This is a genomic window from Polaromonas sp. YR568 (genome assembly GCF_943369675.1).
Taxonomy (GTDB): Bacteria; Pseudomonadota; Gammaproteobacteria; order Burkholderiales; family Burkholderiaceae_C; genus Polaromonas.
Genome location: NZ_CALROB020000011.1, coordinates 67956 through 85006, shown reverse-complemented (window position 1 = coordinate 85006; position 17051 = coordinate 67956). Strand labels below are relative to the sequence as shown.

The following is a 17051-nucleotide window of genomic DNA, read 5'->3' as shown; positions in this document are numbered from 1 at the left end:
TGACAAGGCGCGCCGTGGACCATAAATGGCTGGAAGACTTCATTGCCCTGGCGCGCGAGCGCAGCTTTTCGCGGGCGGCCGAGTCGCGCCATGTGACGCAGCCGCAGTTCTCGCGCCGCGTGCGCGCGCTGGAACTCTGGGCGGGCGCCGACCTGGTCAACCGCGCCGTGGTGCCGCTGGGGCTCACGGCCGCCGGTGAGGAGTTGCTGCCGGTGGCGCGCCGCGCGGTGGCGGGCCTCGCCGACGTGCGGGCCCGCATTCGCCATGCGCAGGGCGGCCTGGACTGGATCACGCTGGCCACCGGCCGCACCTTGTCGCGCACCACCGTGCCCGCGTGGCTGGCGCGCGTCAAGCGCGGCGCCGGGGAGTTCCGCCTGCGCATACTCACCGGTTCCATCCACGAAGGCGCCACCGCGCTGGAGCAGGGCGCGGCCGATTTCCTGCTGTCCTTCACCCATCCGCGCCTGCCCATGCGGCTGGACGACCAGGCCTTCGAGGGCCTCACGCTGGGCACCGAGGAACTGGTGGCCGTGAGTGCGCCGCGCGCCGACGGCCAGGCGCAGCACACCTTGCCCGGCACGGCGCGCGAACCGACCCGGGTGCTGGGTTACGCGCCCACGCTGGCGCTCAGCCAGATCCTGCAGGACGGGCTGAGCCGCGATGCGCGCGAGCTCTTCCTGCACACGGTGACCGAGTCGGACTTCGCCGAATCGCTGCACGAGCAGGCCCTGCAGGGCGTGGGCCTGGCCTGGTTGCCGCGCGGGCTGGTCGGTGACGACCTGCGCAGCGGCCGGCTGGTGGCGGCCGACCCGCAGGCGATTGCCGTGCGCTTCGAGATACGGCTGTACCGCAACCGCAGCCCGCGCAACGACCTGGTGCAGCGCATCTGGGCCGCCACTAGCGCCTGAGCGAGCATGCGCATACGCCCATGCGTGATGCGCATGCGGCCCCGGGGGATGAATTCCTAGACTGGCTCCACCACTAAGGAGCCTTTATGCCCACACCTTCTTTTTTCCCGCGTCGCCACCTCGGCGGCGCCCTGCTGGCCTTGCTGGCCTTTTCGGCCTTTTCGATCTTGCCCGCGGCGCAGGCCCAGACCCAGGCCTGGCCCACGTCCAGGCCCATCTCGCTGGTGGTGGGCTACCCGGCCGGCGGCAGCGTCGACCTGGTCGCGCGCATCATCGCCGAGCCGCTGTCCAAACGCCTGGGCACGCCGGTCGTCATTGAGAACGTGGGCGGCGCCGGCGGCACCATAGGCGCGCAGAAAGTCGTCAGCGCCAATCCCGACGGCTACACGCTGCTGCTGGGCTCGGGCAGCGAGGTGTCCATCGCCAAGCTCTTCAATGCCGCCGTCAAGTACAACGGCGAAACCGACCTGGCCCCGGTGGGCTTGATAGGCATCACGCCCATGGTCTTCGTGACCAACACCAAGACCGGCGTCAAGACCATGGAGGAGGCCATCGCCAAATCCAGGCGCGAACCCAATCAGCTGAGTTTTGCCTCTTCGGGCATAGGCACGCCGCTGCACATGTCGGGCGAACTCATCAACCTGCTGGCCGGCACCACCTTCCGCCACGTGCCCTACCGCGGCGCGGGCCAGCAGCTGCAGGACCTGCTGGGCGGCAACATCGAGTTCAGCGTGTCGGTGCTGTCCTCCGCGCTGCCGCACATCGAGTCGGGCAAGATGATCCCGCTGGGCGTCACCACGCCCGCACGCTCGCGCGCCGCGCCGCAAATCCCCGCGCTGGCCGAGAACCCCAAATTGAAGGGCTATGACATGAATGTCTGGTTCGGCCTCTTCGGCCCCGCGAAACTGCCCACGCCCATGGTCACGCGGCTGAACCGCGAACTCAACGACATCCTGCGCGAGGAAGCCGTCTGGCAAAAACTGCAGAAGGCCGGCATCTCCAACGAAGGCGGAACGCCCCAGGCGCTGGCCGCCTTTGTGCGCGCCGAAACCCAGCGTGTGCGCCTGGTCGTCAACAAGGCGGTCAGCACCGGGACGGCGAACTGATGCACCACCCGGTCACTACCTTGCCGCCCAAGCTCGCGCGCTGGTCGGCGTCCGGCACCGGCGTGCACCACGTGCATGAGCGGGTGGGTGCCGCGCCCGGCCCTGAGATCCTGGTCACGGCGCTGGTGCACGGCAATGAATACTCGGGCGCCATCGCGCTGGCCGAACTGCTCGCCGCCGGCTGGGCGCCGGCGCGCGGCCGTGTCACGCTGGCCTTTTGCAACGTTGCAGCATTCGAGCGTTTCGATCCGGCCCGGCCCGACGCCTCGCGTTTTGTCGATGAGGACTTCAACCGCGTCTGGGCAGCCGATGTGCTGGACGGTCCGCGCCGCAGCGCCGAGCTGGAGCGCGCGCGGCAACTGCGGCCCTTTGTGGACCGCGCCACGCACCTGCTGGACCTGCATTCCATGCACGAACCCTGCACGCCTTTGCTGGTGACGGGCACCCTGGCGCGCAACATCGCGTTTGCCCAGGCCCTGCGCACTTCGTCGCAGGTGATCGTGGACGGCGGCCATGCCGACGGCGTGCGCATGCGCGACTACGGCGAATTTGCGGATGAAAACGGCGAACGCATCGCGCTGTTGCTGGAGGCCGGCCAGCACTGGCACCCGCATGCCGTCGTCGCCGCGCGAGATACGCTCATGCGTTTCCTGGTGCAGGCGGGCGCGCTGGCCCGCCTTGACGTACCGGGCGGCTGGTTGCTGCCCGACCGCGAGCCGCCCGCGCCGGTGGTGGTGACAGATCGCGTGGTGGCGACGTCCATGGATTTCAGCTTCACCGAAAATTTCACCGGCGGCGAAACCATGGACAAGGCGGGCACCGTGATCGCCACCGATGCGGGCCGCGACATCGTGACGCCATATGACGACTGCGTACTGGTTATGCCCTCGCTGCGGCAACTGCGGCCCGGTGTGACCACGGTGCGGCTGGGACGGCGGGCCTAGCAAGGCTTTGGCATGCGCCCGCATGCCGGAAGCTGCCGGGTTGCTCTTGATGCGGGGCACCTCGGGTGGGTGCATCTAAACAGCTCCACTGTTTTCCGATATGACGCCCCGATGCTACGGTGCTGCAGTGCGCATCATGCCGCAGCCCGCGACAACAGCAAACCCTCCTGGAGCAGCTTTTGCACAATGTCCGCCTGCAGCAGGTCGCGCCGGCGCTTGGCTTCCGGCCTTTGCGGCGCATTCTTCGCCATCCAGCGCTTGAACTCCACAAACGACTCAGGCTCAATGGTGCGCATCAGCGTCATGCGTCCTGTCGCTGAGATCACTACATGTTCAAACCGCGGCGCATTCGTCAGCACTGAAGCACGCACCGCCTGCACCGGCCACAGGTCGCCTTCGTCATCCGAAAAGCGGAAGGGGTGCGGATCGTCGCCTTCGGGCTGCCGGCGCAGAAAGTCGACTTCGAATCCTTTGGCGTTGATGGCCGTTTCGTTCTGGCCTTCCTTGCGCACAAAGGTGGGATCGGCGCGCTGCAGAACGCTGAGCATCGAAGCGTCCTGCTTGCCGATGTCCGTGATGAAGCGCACGCGCCGGCGGGCATCCCACAACAAATCCACATCCTGGGTTGCCAAGGCGCCCTGCACAATGCGTACCCCGGCGGCAGCCTCATACGCATACAGCGGATGCGTGCCCACCACGGTGAAATGCTGGCCCAGGCCAGCGTCTTCGATGGCTTGCAATACAGCGATCACGGGTGAGGGGACACGCCCCACCTTCAGGGCCTTGTTCAGGCGCTCGGCATCCTTCAACGCATCGCGCAGGGATTTCAGCCGCGCTTCTACCTGGCGTTTACGGGCTGTGAACTCTTTGTGGATTTTTTCAGTTTCGGCAGAGCGCGGCCCCACTCGGGCCTGCCGATTGTCCGGCTGGGTTTTAACCAGGTATTCGTAATCACCCTGGCGCTTCCAGTACATGCCTCCGGCATAGTTACGCGCTTGGGATTGGACGCGCACGAACTCATCGAACACTGTGGTGGAGTCGATGAGTTGCCTGGCGGCGTTGTCGGAAAGGGGGAGATAGTCCATTGGCCGTAGTTTTTTAGAAATTGAAGTTTATACGGCCAATGGATAAACAGCAAACTTGCGGCGCTTCAGTGCATCTAGGGAATGCTGGAAACGATGGCCGGTTGGCTTGTGTCTGCCGGCTTTGTATCGCTAACAAGGCGCGGCCCAGGCTTAACGAATCTCCACCGTGTAGTGAAACCGGTCGGCCGGCACATAAGACACCCGCCATTCGATGACGGCGCCGCCGTGTTCCGTCATGGAGCGTTCAATGCGCATGCACGGCGACTTGCTGGCGACCTTGAAAATCTTCGCGTCTTCCTTGGGCAGGCTGTCCATGGCCAGGTCGTCGACCGCGCGGAACACCACCACGCCGCAGACCGCGTCGTACACCGGGTAGAGCAGGGGCGGCGATTCTTTCTGCAAATAGGGCAGCAGCTTGGCGAAGCGGCCTTGCGGCAGCCAGATGTGCTCCACCAGCACCACCTCGTCGCCGTAAGAGCGCGAGCGGTGCAGGTAGATGGTTTTGTCGTTGGGCGCCAGGCCCAGTTTGGCATTCGCCTGCGCCTCGCCCTTGCGCACTTCCATGGTGAGGATCTTCGCGGTCGGCAGCTCGACGGTGCCGGGCTCCCGGAAGCGCACGAAGCGCAGCATGGAGCTGCGCTCGAAACTCCGGCTTACAAAAGTACCCTTGCCGTGTATGCGTTCCAGCACGCCGTCCTGCACCAGGCCCTGCATCACCTTGCGCATGGTGCCGACCGAAATCGCGAACTCCAGCGCCAGCTTTTCTTCGCCCGGCAGGGCTTCGCCGGTTTTCCAGGCGCGGTCCGCGATGCGCCGCATCAGTTCGTCCTTGACCTGGAGATGCCGGGGCAGGCGGGGATCGTGGGGCGTGGGCAAGTTTTTTCCTGGGGTGAAGTAAGGGTTGCCCCCATGTTAAGGCACTGCGTTACATCTATACTCCTGTATAGGTGTTGTTGATTCAGGTCAACGTGCACGGCCGCATCCGACATTGAACAGGAGACAAACCCATGAACACATCCAGAAGGCTTTTGCTGGCCGCTGCGGCCGGCCTGGCCGTTTGCGCATCCGGCGGCGCCATGGCGCAAGCCGCTTTCCCCGACAAGCCGGTTCGGATCATCGTGCCCTTCCCGCCGGGCGGCAGTTTTGACGTGATTGCGCGCGGCCTGGGCATACGCCTGGGTGAACTCTGGAAGCAGCCCGTCGTCATCGAGAACCGCGCCGGCGCGGGCGGCAACATTGGCGCGCAGTTCGTGATCGGCGCGCCGGCCGACGGCTACACGCTGCTGCTATGGGGCGACGGCGTGCTGGCCAATCCTTTGCTGTATCCCAAGCCGCCTTTCGACGCGATACGCGACCTGGCCGGCGTGGCCCTGCTGGCCCGGGCGCCGCAGGTGCTGGTCAGCGGCCCCAAGGCCAACATCGCCAGCATGAAGGACGTGCTGGCCGCCAGGGAGCCGCTCAATTACGGCACGGCCGGCGCCGGCTCGCCGGGCCACCTCGCGGCCGAACTCATGAAACGCGAAGGCGCAAAACAGCTGACCCACGTGCCCTACCGCGGCGGCGGCCCGGCCCTCGCCGACCTGATGGGCGACCAGATCCAGCTGGTCTCCACCGGGCTGCCGGCCTGCATTGCGCTGATACGCAGCGGCCGCATCAAGGCGGTGGCCGTGTCGTCCGCGAAGCGGCTCAAGATATTGCCCCAGGTCCCTACCGTGGGCGAGACCCTGCCGGGCTATGAGGTCGACACCTGGTTCGGCATCATGGCGCCCAAGGCCACGCCTGTGGCCGTGCGCAACAAGATCGCCGCCGACGTGCGCACCGTGCTGGCCAATGCCGAGCTGCAAAAGAAACTCGGCGACGACGGTTTTGAAGTCGCCACCAGTTCACCCGCCGAACTCGACGCCAAGATGGTCAACGACCTGGCCTTCTGGCGCGCGCAGGTCGCCAAGTCGGGCGCGCGCGCGGAATGAGTTCCCTGCCAACGATGACGGCGCCGCACATGATCACCGCCAGCGACGGTTGTGTGCTGGCCTTGCACACGCTGCGCCCTGGGCGCGCGGACCTCGAGCCCCTTGTCTTCCTGCACGCGCTCGCCATGGATGCCCGCATGTGGCAAGGCGTGGCCGACAGGCTGGGCACGGAGGCCACCCTCTACGCCCTGGATTGCCGGGGACATGGCGCGTCCGGCAAGCCGGCGGGCCCTTACACTACGGCCCGGTTCGCGAACGACCTTGCGCAGGTGCTCGACAGCCTGGGCGCCGCCCGCGCCCATGTGGTGGGCTGCTCCATGGGCGGCACGGTGGCGCTGGCTTTCGCGGGCCTCTACCCGCAGCGCGTGGCCAGCCTCAGCGTCATCGACACCACCGCCTGGTATGGCGACGACGCACCCGGCGCCTGGGAAGGCCGGGCGCAACGCGCGCTGCGCGAAGGCCTGGCTTCGCTGATCCCCTTCCAGGCCGAGCGCTGGTTCAGCCCGGGCTTCGCGGAGTCCAGCCCCGAGGTGCTGGCCGGCGCGGTCGAGGTCTTCCTGCGCAACGACGTGAACGCTTACGCGGAAAGCTGCCGCATGCTGGGCCGCGCCGACGAGCGCGAACGCATCAGCCGTTACACCGGCCCGGCCATCGTCGTCGTGGGCGAGTCCGACTATGCGACGCCGCTGGCCATGTCGCAGGACATCATGGGCCGTCTGCCAGGCGCCGAGCTGGCCGTGCTCGACGGCCTGCGCCACTACACACCGATGGAGGCGCCCGGCAGGGTCGCCCGCCGCATTGCTTCCGTTCTCGCCCGTGCCAGTTCGGCACTTCAATAACAAAGGAGACATCCATGCAACTCAATCGCCGCCACCTGCTGGCCGGTTTCGCCGCCGCCGCGGCCTCCCATGCGCTCACCGGCTGCGCCAGCGTCGCCGCGCAAGACCAGGTCTTTGATTCGCACTGCCACATCATCGACCCGCGCTATCCCATCATTGAAAACCAGGGCTACACGCCGCCGCCTTTTCCGCTCACGCAATACCTGGCCGATACCGCGCCGCTCAAGGTCACTTCGGGCGCCATCGTCTCGGGCTCCTTCCACGGCTTCGACCAGACCTATCTGCGCGCCACGCTCAAGGAGCTCGGCCCGCGCTGGGTCGGCGTCACGCAGGTGCCGCCCAACATCCCCGACGCCGAAGTCGCCAGCCTGGCGGCACTGCGCGTTAGGGCCCTGCGCTTCAACATCTTCCGCGGCCGCATCGACAGCGTCGACGACATCGTGGCCCTGGCCACCCGCGTGCATGCCGTGGGCGGCTGGCATTCGGAAATCTATGCCGATGCCGCCGCGTTGCGCCCGCACGTCGCCAAGCTCTCCAAGCTGCCGCAAATCGTCATCGACCACCTCGGCATGACCGAAGCCGGCCTGCCCGTGGTGCTGGACCTGGTCGACGCCGGCGCGCGCATCAAGGCCACCGGTTTCGGCCGTGTCGACATGAACGTGCCCAAGGCGCTGGAAGCGATTGCCAGGCGCAACCCGAATGCGCTTGTCTTCGGCACCGACATGCCCTCCACCCGCGCCAAACGCCCCTTTGCCGCGTCCGATTTGCAACTGGTCAAGGACGTGCTCGGCCCCGAGCTGGCGCGCAAGGCGCTGTGGAGCAACGGCGTGAGCCTGTACCGGCCACAGGTATAAAGGCGGAATCGCTTAATTCCTGAAGGAGTTCCCATGGCCCTGGATGCCGCCCTCGTCAAGGCTTTCACCCCCACTGGCGTCCTGCGCGCATCCATCAACCTGGGCAACCCCATCCTGGCCAAGGCCGGCCCGCCCGGCGGCGACCCCACGGGCGTGTCGGTGGACCTGGCCAGGGCTTTTGCCGGGCGGCTGGGCGTGCCGGTCGAGTTCGTGGTGTTCGACACTGCCGGCAAGTCCGTGCAGGCGGTCAGTGACGACAAGGCGGACATCGGCTTCTTTGCCATCGACCCCCTGCGCGGCGCCAGCATTGCCTTCACGGCGGCTTATGTGCTGATTGAAGGCTGTTACCTGGTGCGCGATTCGTCGCCCATCACGCGCAACGAAGAAGTCGACAAAGCCGGCGTGACGGTCACCGTCGGGCTGGGCAGCGCCTACGACCTGTACCTGAGCCGTGAACTCCAACACGCGAGCATCGTCAGGGCGCCCAGTTCACCGACGGTGGTGGAGACCTTTGTGGCGCAGAACATCGACGTCGCCGCCGGCGTGAAGCAGCAGCTGGAGCTTGATGCGAAAAAGCACACAGGCCTTCGCCTGCTGCCGGGCCGCTTCATGGTGATCCAGCAGGCCATGGGCACACCCAAGACACGGGGCGAGGTCGCGGCGAAAGCGCTGCACCTTTTTGTCGAAGAGATGAAGGCCACGGGTTTTGTCGCCGGGGCTTTGGTGGAGCACAAGATAGAAGGGGCTTCCGTCGCGCCTGCAACCTAAAAAAAACAGGGCTTGGCGCCGCTCACAAAGCCCAGCGAAGCGGTCCTGGCTAGGCGCGTCGCCGCAGACAGTGCTCCAGCACGGCAAGGCGGCGCAACAACGCCAGGAGGGCTTTTTGAGTGGCGCCTAGAACGCCCGCACACCCATGTGCCAGGCCCCGCGCACGATGGGCATATTGCCGCTCATCTTCACGCGTATCAGGTCGGCCCTGAGGCCGGTCGCGAGTTCGCCCCGGTCATGGAGGCCGATGGCGCGCGCCGGGTTGCGTGTCACCGTCCTGACTGCCTTGGGCAGGCTCCAGCCCACCGTGTCGCGCAGCAAAAAGGCCGACTGCAGCAGGCTGGCGGGCACGTAGTCCGATGAAAAAATATCCAGCAGATCCAGCCGCGCCAATTCGGCCGCCGACACGTTGCCGGAGTGAGAGCCGCCCTTGACCAGGTTGGGCCCGCCCATGACGATGGCAATGCCCGCGGCGCGCGCGGCCTGGGCCGCCGCCACCGTGGTCGGGAATTCCGAGATGCGAATGCGCTCCTCGCTGGCCTGCTCGACGTGGTCGACTTCGGTGTCGTCGTGGCTGGCCAGCGGCAGGCTGCGGGCATGGCTGCCGGCGATCACGGCGGCGCGGTTGGGAATGGCGTAACGGATCTGGTGCTCCTGGCGCTCCGCGATCATGGCGTCGTACTCGGCATCGCCGAAGCTGCCGAAACGCTCGGCGTAGCGCCGGTATTTCGTGAGGTCGCGCCATTGGCGCTGGCCCGGCGTGTGGTCCATCACGCTGACCAGCTCCAGCAGCGTGTCGTCGGCGTAGCGCTCGAACACCTCCACGATGTCGGGCGCCGACACTTCGCAGCGCAGGTGCAGCAGGTGCTCCACGCGCAGCAGCTCCTCGCCGCGGCAGGCGTGCAGGGCCTGGATGGCCACGTGCTGGGTCTGGCTGCGCGCGCCGCCCTGGTCCATGTCGCCGATGACCACGGAATCCAGCACGGTGGTGATGCCGGCCGCCGCGCACAGGGCGTCGTGCATCACGGTGGCGGAATGCGCGTTCCAGATCACGCCGGGGCGCGGCACCAGGTGTTTTTCGAGGTTGTCGGTGTGCAGCTCGACCAGGCCGGGCAGCAGCCAGTCGCCGGCCCAGTCCTCGGCGGCGGGCACCGAGGTGTCGCCGCGTTCGATGGCGCGTATGGTGCCGCCTTCAATCACCATGCAGCCGGTGAACTCCTCATCGGCAGTGACGATTTTTGCGTTTTTGATGATGCGTTGTGTCATGGGATGTGTTCCGGTTTAAAGCGCTTGCCTATGCTGTTCGACGTCAAAGCAGCGGCTGGCCACGGCCTCGCGCACTTCGTCGTCATGAAAAATGCCCACCACCGCGGCGCCGCGTTCGCGCGCCGCGTGGATCAGTTCCACCACCACGCGGCGGTTGTCCGCATCCAGCGAGGCCGTGGGCTCGTCCAGCAGCAGCACCGGGTGGCCGGCGATCAGGCCGTGCGCGATGTTCACGCGCTGCTGCTCGCCGCCCGAAAAAGTCGCCGGCGGCAAATGCCACAGGCGCTCGTGCAGGTTCAGCCGCGCCAGCCACAGGGCGGCCTGGTCGCGCGCCTCCTGCGCCGCCACGCCCAGCCGGCGCAGCGGCTCGGCCACGATGTCCAGCGTCGAGACGCGCGGGATCACGCGCAGGAACTGCGACACATACCCCAGGCTGCGGCGCCGCACTTCCAGCACCTCGCGGGGCGCGGCGGTCGAGAGGCTGAGCCATGTGTCGTCGTGGCGTATGCGCACCTCGCCGGCGGTGGCGGCGTAGTTGCCGTAGAGGCAGCGCAGCAGCGAGCTTTTTCCGCTGCCCGAGTGGCCAGTCAGCGCCAGGCATTCGCCGGCGCGCACGCTCAGGTTGATGCCGGCGAACACGGGCAGCTGCAGGCCGCCGCGGCCGTGCAGCGTGAAGGTTTTGGACAGGTCTTGGGTTTCAAGCAGGGCGGTCATGGTGGTCGTCACAAATGAGGAGGGCAGGGATGGATCTCAGGGCGTGAGCACTGAAGACACCAGCAGTTGCGTGTACGGGTGCTGCGGATCGTCCAGCACGCGGTCGGTCAGGCCTTGTTCGACCACCAGCCCGTCCTTCATCACCAGCATGCGGTGCGCCAGCAGGCGGGCCACGGCCAGGTCGTGGGTGACGATGACGGCCGCCAGCTGCAGCTGGTCGACCAGCTCGCGCAGCAGGTCCAGCAGCCGCGCCTGCACCGACACGTCCAGCCCGGTGGTGGGCTCGTCCATAAAGACCAGGCGCGGATGGGTGACGAGGTTGCGGGCAATCTGCAGGCGCTGCTGCATGCCGCCCGAATAGGTGCCGGGCAGGTCGTCGATGCGCGCCACGTCAAGCTCGACGCGCTCCATCCAGTCCAGCGCCTCGCCGCGCAGCTTGCCGTAATGGCGGCTGCCCAGGGCCATCATGCGTTCGCCGATGTTGGCGCCGCCCGAGACGTTCATGCGCAGGCCGTCGCGCGCATGCTGCTCGACATAACCCCAGTCGGTGCGGGCCAGCCAGCGCAGGCGCGCTTCGGAGAGGCCGGCCAGGTTCACCAGGCCTTCAATGTCCTGCGCCGCTACGGCACCGGCTTCATCACGCAGGTTGTAATGCACCGAGCCTTCGTCGCAGGCCAGGCGGGACGCCAGCAAACGCAGCAGCGTGGACTTGCCGGAGCCGGACTCGCCGACGACCGCCAGCACTTCGCCGGGATAGAGGTCAAAACTCACGTCGCGGCAGGCCCAGCGCGGGCGGTTGCCCTGCATGAAGTTTTTGCCGGCGCCGCGCACGGATAAGAGCAGCTGCTTGTTCATCATGCAGCCTTTTCCGACGCCAGCACGTCGCGCAGGCGCACCGATTGCTGCGTGCCGACATGGCCGGCGTCGCGGCGCTCGCCGCAAAAATCGCTGTCCGAGCAGACGAACAGGCGGCTGCCTTCGTCGTCCACGATCATTTCGTCGAGAAAACTTTCGCCGGAGCCGCACAGCGCGCAGGCATGCTCCCAGCGCTGCACTTCAAACGGGTGGTCTTCAAAATCGAGGCTGCGCACGGCGGTGTAGGGCGGGATCGCATAGATGCGTTTTTCGCGCCCCGCGCCGAACAGCTGCAGGGCAGGGTTCATGTGCATCTTGGGGTTGTCGAACTTGGGGATGGGCGAGGGCGAGGTCAGGTAGCGCTCGTTCACCAGCACCGGGTAGTCATAGGTTTTGGAGATCGCGCCCAGCTGCGCGATGTCTTCATACAGCTTGACGTTCATCAGGCCGTACTCGGCCAGCGCATGCATGGTGATGGTCTCGCGGCGGCGCGCCTCCAGGCGGAACATGGGCTCCGGCATGGGCACCTGGTAGACGATGACCTGGGCTTCGGTGAGCGCCGCTTCCGGGATACGGTGGCGGGTCTGGATGATGGTGGCCTGCGCGGTTTTGTCGGTGGTGGCCACGCCGGTGGTGCGCGCGAAGAAGCGGCGTATGTTGACCGCGTTGGTCGTGTCGTCCGCGCCCTGGTCTATCACCTTGAGCACGTCGCGCTTGCCGATGATGCTGGCGGTGACCTGCACGCCGCCGGTGCCCCAGCCATACGCAAAAGGCATTTCACGCGAGCCGAAAGGCACCTGGTAGCCCGGTATGGCGACGGCCTTGAGCATGGCGCGCCGTATCATTTTTTTGGTGCGCTCGTCGAGGAAACCGAAGTTGTAGTTCTCGTCCATCATGCTGCTTTCTGCAGGGCCTGAGCCTGCTGTTCGGCGTCTCTTTCCTGCGCATGGGCGGCGCGCAGTTTGCGCACCAGCTCCAGTTCCGACTGGAAGTCCACGTAATGCGGCAGCTTCAGGTGCTGCACAAAACCCGAGGCTTCCAGGCTGTCGGCATGCGAAAGCACAAACTCCTCGTTCTGCGCCGGCGCGGTGGCCGTCTCGCCGAGTTCGCGCGCGCGCAGGGCGCGGTCCACCAGCGCCATGGCCATGCTTTTGCGTTCCCCGCCGCCAAAGGCCAGGCCGTAGCCCTGCGTGAACTGCGGCGGCACCTCGCGGTTGCCGGCGAACTGGTTGATCATCTGGCACTCGGTCACCTCAACGTCGCCGATGTCGATGGCAAAGCCCAGTTCGTCGGGAAGAATCTCCACCGACACGCTGCCGCGCCGTATCTCGCCGGCGAAGGGATGGGAGTTGGCGTAACCGCGCTGGGTCGAATACCCGAGCGCCAGCAGCCAGCCTTCGTCGCCGCGCGCCAGCGCCTGCAGGCGCAGCGGCCGTTCCGCGGGAAACATCAGCGGCTCGCGCGTCAGGTCGCCGGGCTCGCCGTCCGACAAAGGCCGTGGCGTTTCCATCAGGCCTTCGCGTGCCATCAATTCGTTGACGCGGGGCATGCTGGCCGGCATGGCTTGCGTGGCCGTGGGGATTTCTTTGGCCACGTCGGCGCCACCTTCGGCCAGCAGCGCGAAGTCGAGCAGGCGCTGCGTGTAGTCGTAGGTGGGGCCCAGCACCTGGCCGCCCGGCACGTCCTTGAAGGTGGCCGAGACGCGGCGCACCAGCTGCATGCGCGCCGTGTCCATGGGCAGGCTGTAGCCGAAGCGCGGCAAGGTGGTGCGGTAGGCGCGCAGCAAAAAAATGGCTTCAACCAGGTCGCCGCCGGCCTGCTTGATGGCCAGCGCGGCGAGTTCTCGGTCATACAGCGAACCCTCGGACATCACGCGGTCCACCGCCAGCGGAAGCTGTTCGCGTATCTGCGCCACCGACAGTTCCGGCAGCGAGGTGTCGCCGCGGCGTTGTTCGGCCAGCAGGCGCCAGGAGTTTTCGATGGCGGCCGCGCCGCCCTTGACGGAAACGTACATGCTAGATCCCTTCCAGACGCCGCACACGCGTGGTGCGCGGCAAACCCAGCGCGGCATCCGCGCAGGTGAAAACAATGTCGATGCCTTGCGGAAACGCGGCATGGTTGGCCTGCCAGTGCGCCCAGAACTTGTCGGGCAGGCCGGCGATGCGTACCGTCTGCATGTCCTGTATGCCGGGGCCGCGCCATTCGACGGCGGGGCCGCCGTCCAGCGAAGCCACCTCCACCAGCAAGGTCGCGGAATGTTCGGGCGACTCGAGCGAGCCGGCCGCGAAGGCCTCCAGCGCCGGCAGGGCACCCGCGTCGGTGACCACCGCGAAGGCGGCAAGCTCCGGCGTGGCGGCCAGGCTTGCGCCGGTGTGAAAGCGCAGCCAGCCGATGCTGGCCTCGTCATGTTGCTGCCACCACACCGGCGTGTCGTCATCGGTCAGCGTCAGCAGCAGGTGCGACATGGCGGCGCCCAGGGCCAAGCCCTTGACGGGGCTGCCGATGGCGACGCGCCGGCCCGGCCGCGACAGCGCGTCGAGCAGGCCGCGAAACGCGTTTTGCGCATCGTGCACGGCGTCGGCAAAACCCGCGCTGAGTTGTTGTTGTGTTTGTTGCGTGCTCATGCCTCGCCCCTGACCATGGTGAAGAATTCAACTTTGGAGGCGGCGGCCGAACGGCCGGCCGCATCGCGCCGTGCGGCCTGTTGATCAGCCAGCATGTCCACCACATCGCGCTGAATCGCTGCCTGCCGCGCCGGGTCCTGCAGCAGCGCATCAAAGAGCGCAATCAGCTCGGCCTTTCGCTTGTCGCGCCCCAGCGCATAACCCACGCCCAGCGCGCCCGCGCCCACACGCAAGGCGCAACGTGTCACCGTCGCTTCGCCCAGGTTGAAGGCGTCGCCGGTGCCGCCCACGCGGCCGCGCAGCATCACCATGCCGGGCTCCGGCTGGCGCACGTGCTCCAGCGGCGGCAGTTCACCGAGCGCGGCGGCGGCTTGTTCCAGCGCCGGCTTTTCGGCGCGCGCCAGCACCGACAGCCAGCGTTGGCGCGGCGCGTTGTGTGTGTCCATGGACGGGTTTGTCATACGGATGTCTAAATCAGTTACTAGAGTTGAAGGGTGGCCAATAAACACCCGCTGTGGGTGTCAACAGGTCCTAGTTCAACCGGGCAACATGACCAAATGATGACAAGCGAACGCACCCTTTCAAGTGCTCCAGGCAGGCGCAGCGGTGTCGCCGTCTGGAAGCAGATTGCCGATACGCTGAGCACCGAAATCCGCGACCGAGCCTTCACGGACACGGGGCGTTTGCCCAGCGAAAACGAACTCGCCACGCGCTTCGGCGTGAACCGCCATACGTTGCGCCAGGCCGTGGCCGCACTGCAGTCGGACGGCCTGGTGCGCATAGAGCCGGGGCGCGGCATGTTCATCCAGCACGAGCTGCTCGACTACGTGCTCTCGCGCCGCACGCGCTTCACTGAAAACCTGCTGCGCCAGGGCCTGCTGCCCAGCAAGCTGCTGCTGACGGCCCGCGAAATGCCGGCGCCCGAGCGCGCGGCGCATGAACTCAAGCTCACCAAGGGCGCCAAGGTGCTGATGGTGGAGATGCTCGACGAAGCCAACGGCCAGCCTATAGGCCTGGGCACGGCTTATTACCCCGCGCTGCGTTTCGCCGGCCTGCTCGACATGCTCAACACCGGCATGCGCACCACCGAAATCCTGCGCCACTTCGGTGTGCAGGACTACGTGCGCGCGGAAAGCCGCATCACCACCCAGATGCCGTCGGAAGAAACCGCCCGCCTGCTCAAGCAGCCCGTCACGCGGCCGCTGCTGTGCGTGGAATGCCTGGACGCCGACATGGAGGGCAGTCCCATCAAGTACGGTGAGACGGTGTTCTGCGGCGACCGTGTGCAGCTGGTGGTGAATTCCGGCGCCGATGAAATAGCAGGAGCGGAATGATGGGCCCGCGTTACGCCGTTTATTTCGCGCCCGACAAATACTCGCCCTGGCGCGAGTTCGGCGCCCGTTGGCTGGGCCGCGACGAATACGACAACAGCGTGCTGCCCCAGCCCGCGCTGGACGGTTTGGCGCCGCAGGCCTTTGCACAGATCACGCAGGAACCCAGGCGCTATGGCTTCCACGCCACGCTCAAGGCCCCTTTGCGGCTGGCGGCCGGCTGTGATGAAACCGGCCTGATGCGGCGCTTGAACGCTTTGGCTTCCACGCTAAAGCCCGTGGCGCTTGGCCCCCTGCGCGTGACCGCGCTTGGTGATTTTGTGGCGCTGGTACCCGATGGCCAACCCGCGGGCTTGCAGGAACTGGCCGCGGCCTGCGTGCGTGAACTTGATGATTTGCGCGCGCCGCTGGGCGAAGCCGACCGCGCGCGCCGCCGTGTGGACCTTCTCGATGCGCGCGGCGTCGAGTTGCTGGACCTCTACGGTTATCCCCATGTGATGGAGCGTTTCCGTTTCCACATGACGCTGACAGGCCCCGTCGATCCGGCGACGGCGCAAAGTGTCATCGACGCCGTGGCGCCGCAAGTCGCCCGCCTCAATGCAAGCGCCCCCTTGTTGCTGGACCGGCTCTGCCTGTTTGTCGAAAGGTCGCCCGGCGACCCCTTCCTGCGGCTCATCGACCTGAAGCTGCACGCATGAGCGGCTCCTGGATTTTTGTCTGCGGCCCCTCGGGCGCCGGCAAGGACAGCGTGATCGCGTCGGCCAGGGAAATGCTTTCATCGCGTCAAGACATCGTGTTCGCGCGCCGCATGGTGACGCGCCCCGCGCAGCAGGGATCGGAGCACGACCCGGTGGCGGAGGCCGACTTCCTCGCGGTGCTGCAAGCGGGCGGCCTGAGCTGGCACTGGCAGGCGCACGGCTTTTATTACGGCATTTCGCGGCACTATGCCGACGAGGTGGAAGCCGGGCGCATCGTGGTGGTCAACGGCTCACGCGAGCACGTCAACAGCCTGGCGCCGTCGCCCGGGCTGCGTGTGGTGCAGATTACCGCTGGCCAGAACCAGCTGGCGGAGCGCCTGGCGCAGCGCGGCCGGGATGCGGCGAGCGCGGTCACCGAAAGGCTGGCGCGCAACACACGCTTTACCGGCATGCAGGCCGATTGTGTGATCGTCAATGATGCGGAACTCGCGGTGGCCGGGCAGCGCCTGGCCAACTACCTGGCAGTTCAGGCTGCGACAGAAACCCTGCAGGCGCGTTCCAGCACCGCCACATAGTGCGCCCAGCCGGGCGGCGTGGCGGCGGGGTCTTTCGCCAGGTCATCCCAACGGCGCAGCGCTACCGCGTCGGCGGCAAAGGGCTGGGCGATAAAGGCGGCTGCCTCTTCCGCCGAAAACGCGCCGCCCTGCAGCTCCAGGCTACGCTGCGACGCCGGCGACAGGCCGGCCCAATAGGATTCATCGATGTGGCAGAGGTAACGCTTGGCATCCACGTGCATGCGCACCGGTTCCAGCACCCCCTCGCCGAACACGCCGCGCAAAAACGGAATGGCCATGTACTGGTGCAGGTCGTCAATGCCCGCGGCCTTGGGCGCGGACCGGGGCAGCAAATGACCGAGGTCATGCAGCAGGGCCGCGGCGACCAGTTCGTCCGGGCTGCCGGCCCGCTCGGCCAGGTGTGCGCACTGCAGGGCGTGCTGCTGCTGGCTGATGGCTTCGGCGCCATAACGCACGGCGCCCTGCACCAGAAACAATTCGGTGATCTGCGCTATCTGCAAGGCCATGAAGCTGC

General features: G+C 66.7%; 20 protein-coding genes. 10 read left to right on the top strand and 10 right to left on the bottom strand.

Annotated features, from left to right (window positions below):
- Positions 1-14 precede the first annotated feature (14 nt).
- The 3 genes from ACLV8F_RS08150 (at position 15) to ACLV8F_RS08140 (ending at position 2958) form a co-directional block, all read left to right on the top strand.
- Positions 15-908: a LysR substrate-binding domain-containing protein gene (locus ACLV8F_RS08150; protein ID WP_411883731.1), complete on the top strand. Its 894-nt coding sequence runs from the start codon at positions 15-17 to the stop codon at positions 906-908.
- Positions 909-994: 86 nt separating this feature from the next.
- A complete protein-coding gene (locus ACLV8F_RS08145; RefSeq protein ID WP_411883730.1) occupies positions 995-2014 on the top strand; it encodes a Bug family tripartite tricarboxylate transporter substrate binding protein in 1020 nt (339 codons plus the stop codon).
- On the top strand, positions 2014-2958 hold the full coding sequence (locus tag ACLV8F_RS08140; RefSeq protein WP_411883729.1) for a succinylglutamate desuccinylase/aspartoacylase family protein: 945 nt from the start codon (positions 2014-2016) through the stop codon (positions 2956-2958). Before ACLV8F_RS08145 ends, ACLV8F_RS08140 begins: the two co-directional genes overlap by 1 nt.
- A 134-nt stretch (positions 2959-3092) precedes the next feature.
- Here ACLV8F_RS08140 and ACLV8F_RS08135 read toward each other — a convergent pair whose 3' ends face one another.
- Together ACLV8F_RS08135 and ACLV8F_RS08130 are read right to left on the bottom strand one after the other, a co-directional pair.
- Positions 3093-4043 carry a GSU2403 family nucleotidyltransferase fold protein gene (locus ACLV8F_RS08135; RefSeq protein ID WP_411883728.1) on the bottom strand — a complete coding sequence of 317 codons (951 nt, stop codon included), beginning with the start codon at positions 4041-4043 and terminating at the stop codon, positions 3093-3095.
- Positions 4044-4193: 150 nt separating this feature from the next.
- Positions 4194-4919, bottom strand: a complete 726-nt coding sequence (locus tag ACLV8F_RS08130) for a GntR family transcriptional regulator (protein ID WP_411883727.1) — start codon at positions 4917-4919, stop codon at positions 4194-4196.
- A gap of 131 nt (positions 4920-5050) precedes the next feature.
- Between ACLV8F_RS08130 and ACLV8F_RS08125 the strand changes: the two genes are divergently transcribed.
- The 4 genes from ACLV8F_RS08125 to ACLV8F_RS08110 are packed head-to-tail and all read left to right on the top strand — an operon-like array spanning position 5051 to position 8474.
- Complete coding sequence (locus tag ACLV8F_RS08125) at positions 5051-6013, top strand: Bug family tripartite tricarboxylate transporter substrate binding protein (protein ID WP_411883726.1); 963 nt, start codon at positions 5051-5053, stop codon at positions 6011-6013.
- A 29-nt stretch (positions 6014-6042) separates the two neighbouring features.
- The gene (locus ACLV8F_RS08120; RefSeq protein ID WP_411883725.1) at positions 6043-6852 is read left to right on the top strand and encodes an alpha/beta fold hydrolase; all 810 of its coding nucleotides are present in this window, start codon (positions 6043-6045) and stop codon (positions 6850-6852) included.
- 14 nt (positions 6853-6866) lie between these two features.
- A complete protein-coding gene (locus tag ACLV8F_RS08115) occupies positions 6867-7706 on the top strand; it encodes an amidohydrolase family protein (protein ID WP_411883724.1) in 840 nt (279 codons plus the stop codon).
- Positions 7707-7739: 33 nt separating this feature from the next.
- On the top strand, positions 7740-8474 hold the full coding sequence (locus ACLV8F_RS08110; protein ID WP_411883723.1) for an ABC transporter substrate-binding protein: 735 nt from the start codon (positions 7740-7742) through the stop codon (positions 8472-8474).
- 126 nt (positions 8475-8600) lie between these two features.
- On the opposite strand, the gene ACLV8F_RS08105 is transcribed toward ACLV8F_RS08110, so the two are convergent.
- The 7 genes from ACLV8F_RS08105 to phnG are packed head-to-tail and all read right to left on the bottom strand — an operon-like array spanning position 8601 to position 14379.
- Positions 8601-9740 (bottom strand): alpha-D-ribose 1-methylphosphonate 5-triphosphate diphosphatase, encoded by a 1140-nt coding sequence (locus ACLV8F_RS08105; RefSeq protein ID WP_411883722.1) that lies wholly within the window; start codon positions 9738-9740, stop codon positions 8601-8603.
- Positions 9741-9755: 15 nt separating this feature from the next.
- The gene (phnL, locus tag ACLV8F_RS08100) at positions 9756-10454 is read right to left on the bottom strand and encodes a phosphonate C-P lyase system protein PhnL (RefSeq protein WP_411883721.1); all 699 of its coding nucleotides are present in this window, start codon (positions 10452-10454) and stop codon (positions 9756-9758) included.
- Positions 10455-10490: 36 nt separating this feature from the next.
- Complete coding sequence (gene phnK / locus ACLV8F_RS08095) at positions 10491-11261, bottom strand: phosphonate C-P lyase system protein PhnK (protein WP_411883777.1); 771 nt, start codon at positions 11259-11261, stop codon at positions 10491-10493.
- A 47-nt stretch (positions 11262-11308) separates the two neighbouring features.
- The gene (locus ACLV8F_RS08090) at positions 11309-12205 is read right to left on the bottom strand and encodes an alpha-D-ribose 1-methylphosphonate 5-phosphate C-P-lyase PhnJ (protein ID WP_411883720.1); all 897 of its coding nucleotides are present in this window, start codon (positions 12203-12205) and stop codon (positions 11309-11311) included.
- A complete protein-coding gene (locus ACLV8F_RS08085) occupies positions 12202-13323 on the bottom strand; it encodes a carbon-phosphorus lyase complex subunit PhnI (protein WP_411883719.1) in 1122 nt (373 codons plus the stop codon). The genes ACLV8F_RS08090 and ACLV8F_RS08085 overlap by 4 nt, the downstream gene beginning before the upstream one ends.
- Position 13324: 1 nt before the next feature.
- On the bottom strand, positions 13325-13933 hold the full coding sequence (gene phnH / locus ACLV8F_RS08080) for a phosphonate C-P lyase system protein PhnH (RefSeq protein ID WP_411883718.1): 609 nt from the start codon (positions 13931-13933) through the stop codon (positions 13325-13327).
- Positions 13930-14379, bottom strand: coding sequence for a phosphonate C-P lyase system protein PhnG (phnG, locus tag ACLV8F_RS08075; RefSeq protein ID WP_411883717.1), 450 nt, complete (start codon positions 14377-14379; stop codon positions 13930-13932). Before phnG ends, phnH begins: the two co-directional genes overlap by 4 nt.
- 114 nt (positions 14380-14493) lie before the next feature.
- On the opposite strand from phnG, the gene phnF reads away from it, so the two are divergent.
- The 3 genes from phnF to phnN are packed head-to-tail and all read left to right on the top strand — an operon-like array spanning position 14494 to position 16537.
- Positions 14494-15267, top strand: coding sequence for a phosphonate metabolism transcriptional regulator PhnF (gene phnF, locus ACLV8F_RS08070; protein WP_411883716.1), 774 nt, complete (start codon positions 14494-14496; stop codon positions 15265-15267).
- Complete coding sequence (locus ACLV8F_RS08065) at positions 15267-15962, top strand: DUF1045 domain-containing protein (protein ID WP_411883715.1); 696 nt, start codon at positions 15267-15269, stop codon at positions 15960-15962. Before phnF ends, ACLV8F_RS08065 begins: the two co-directional genes overlap by 1 nt.
- Entirely contained in the window at positions 15959-16537 is a 579-nt protein-coding gene (gene phnN / locus ACLV8F_RS08060) for a phosphonate metabolism protein/1,5-bisphosphokinase (PRPP-forming) PhnN (protein ID WP_411883714.1), read from the top strand. Before ACLV8F_RS08065 ends, phnN begins: the two co-directional genes overlap by 4 nt.
- On the opposite strand, the gene ACLV8F_RS08055 is transcribed toward phnN, so the two are convergent.
- Positions 16489-17043, bottom strand: a complete 555-nt coding sequence (locus tag ACLV8F_RS08055; RefSeq protein ID WP_411883713.1) for a phosphonate degradation HD-domain oxygenase — start codon at positions 17041-17043, stop codon at positions 16489-16491. The genes phnN and ACLV8F_RS08055 overlap by 49 nt on opposite strands.
- Between the last annotated feature and the right edge of the window lie 8 nt (positions 17044-17051).

Bases quoted from the DNA above. Each gene is read 5' to 3' on its own strand.
- ACLV8F_RS08140 (WP_411883729.1), top strand. From the start codon at position 2,014: ATGCACCACCCGGTCACTACCTTGCCGCCCAAGCTCGCGCGCTGGTCG.
- ACLV8F_RS08125 (WP_411883726.1), top strand. From the start codon at position 5,051: ATGAACACATCCAGAAGGCTTTTGCTGGCCGCTGCGGCCGGCCTGGCC.
- phnL (WP_411883721.1), bottom strand. From the start codon at position 10,454: ATGACCGCCCTGCTTGAAACCCAAGACCTGTCCAAAACCTTCACGCTG.
- ACLV8F_RS08115 (WP_411883724.1), top strand. From the start codon at position 6,867: ATGCAACTCAATCGCCGCCACCTGCTGGCCGGTTTCGCCGCCGCCGCG.
- ACLV8F_RS08135 (WP_411883728.1), bottom strand. From the start codon at position 4,043: ATGGACTATCTCCCCCTTTCCGACAACGCCGCCAGGCAACTCATCGAC.
- ACLV8F_RS08110 (WP_411883723.1), top strand. From the start codon at position 7,740: ATGGCCCTGGATGCCGCCCTCGTCAAGGCTTTCACCCCCACTGGCGTC.
- ACLV8F_RS08120 (WP_411883725.1), top strand. From the start codon at position 6,043: ATGATCACCGCCAGCGACGGTTGTGTGCTGGCCTTGCACACGCTGCGC.
- phnG (WP_411883717.1), bottom strand. From the start codon at position 14,379: ATGGACACACACAACGCGCCGCGCCAACGCTGGCTGTCGGTGCTGGCG.
- phnK (WP_411883777.1), bottom strand. From the start codon at position 11,261: ATGCAGGGCAACCGCCCGCGCTGGGCCTGCCGCGACGTGAGTTTTGAC.
- ACLV8F_RS08065 (WP_411883715.1), top strand. From the start codon at position 15,267: ATGGGCCCGCGTTACGCCGTTTATTTCGCGCCCGACAAATACTCGCCC.
- ACLV8F_RS08085 (WP_411883719.1), bottom strand. From the start codon at position 13,323: ATGTACGTTTCCGTCAAGGGCGGCGCGGCCGCCATCGAAAACTCCTGG.
- phnN (WP_411883714.1), top strand. From the start codon at position 15,959: ATGAGCGGCTCCTGGATTTTTGTCTGCGGCCCCTCGGGCGCCGGCAAG.
- ACLV8F_RS08090 (WP_411883720.1), bottom strand. From the start codon at position 12,205: ATGATGGACGAGAACTACAACTTCGGTTTCCTCGACGAGCGCACCAAA.
- phnH (WP_411883718.1), bottom strand. From the start codon at position 13,933: ATGAGCACGCAACAAACACAACAACAACTCAGCGCGGGTTTTGCCGAC.
- ACLV8F_RS08145 (WP_411883730.1), top strand. From the start codon at position 995: ATGCCCACACCTTCTTTTTTCCCGCGTCGCCACCTCGGCGGCGCCCTG.
- ACLV8F_RS08055 (WP_411883713.1), bottom strand. From the start codon at position 17,043: ATGGCCTTGCAGATAGCGCAGATCACCGAATTGTTTCTGGTGCAGGGC.
- ACLV8F_RS08105 (WP_411883722.1), bottom strand. From the start codon at position 9,740: ATGACACAACGCATCATCAAAAACGCAAAAATCGTCACTGCCGATGAG.
- phnF (WP_411883716.1), top strand. From the start codon at position 14,494: ATGACAAGCGAACGCACCCTTTCAAGTGCTCCAGGCAGGCGCAGCGGT.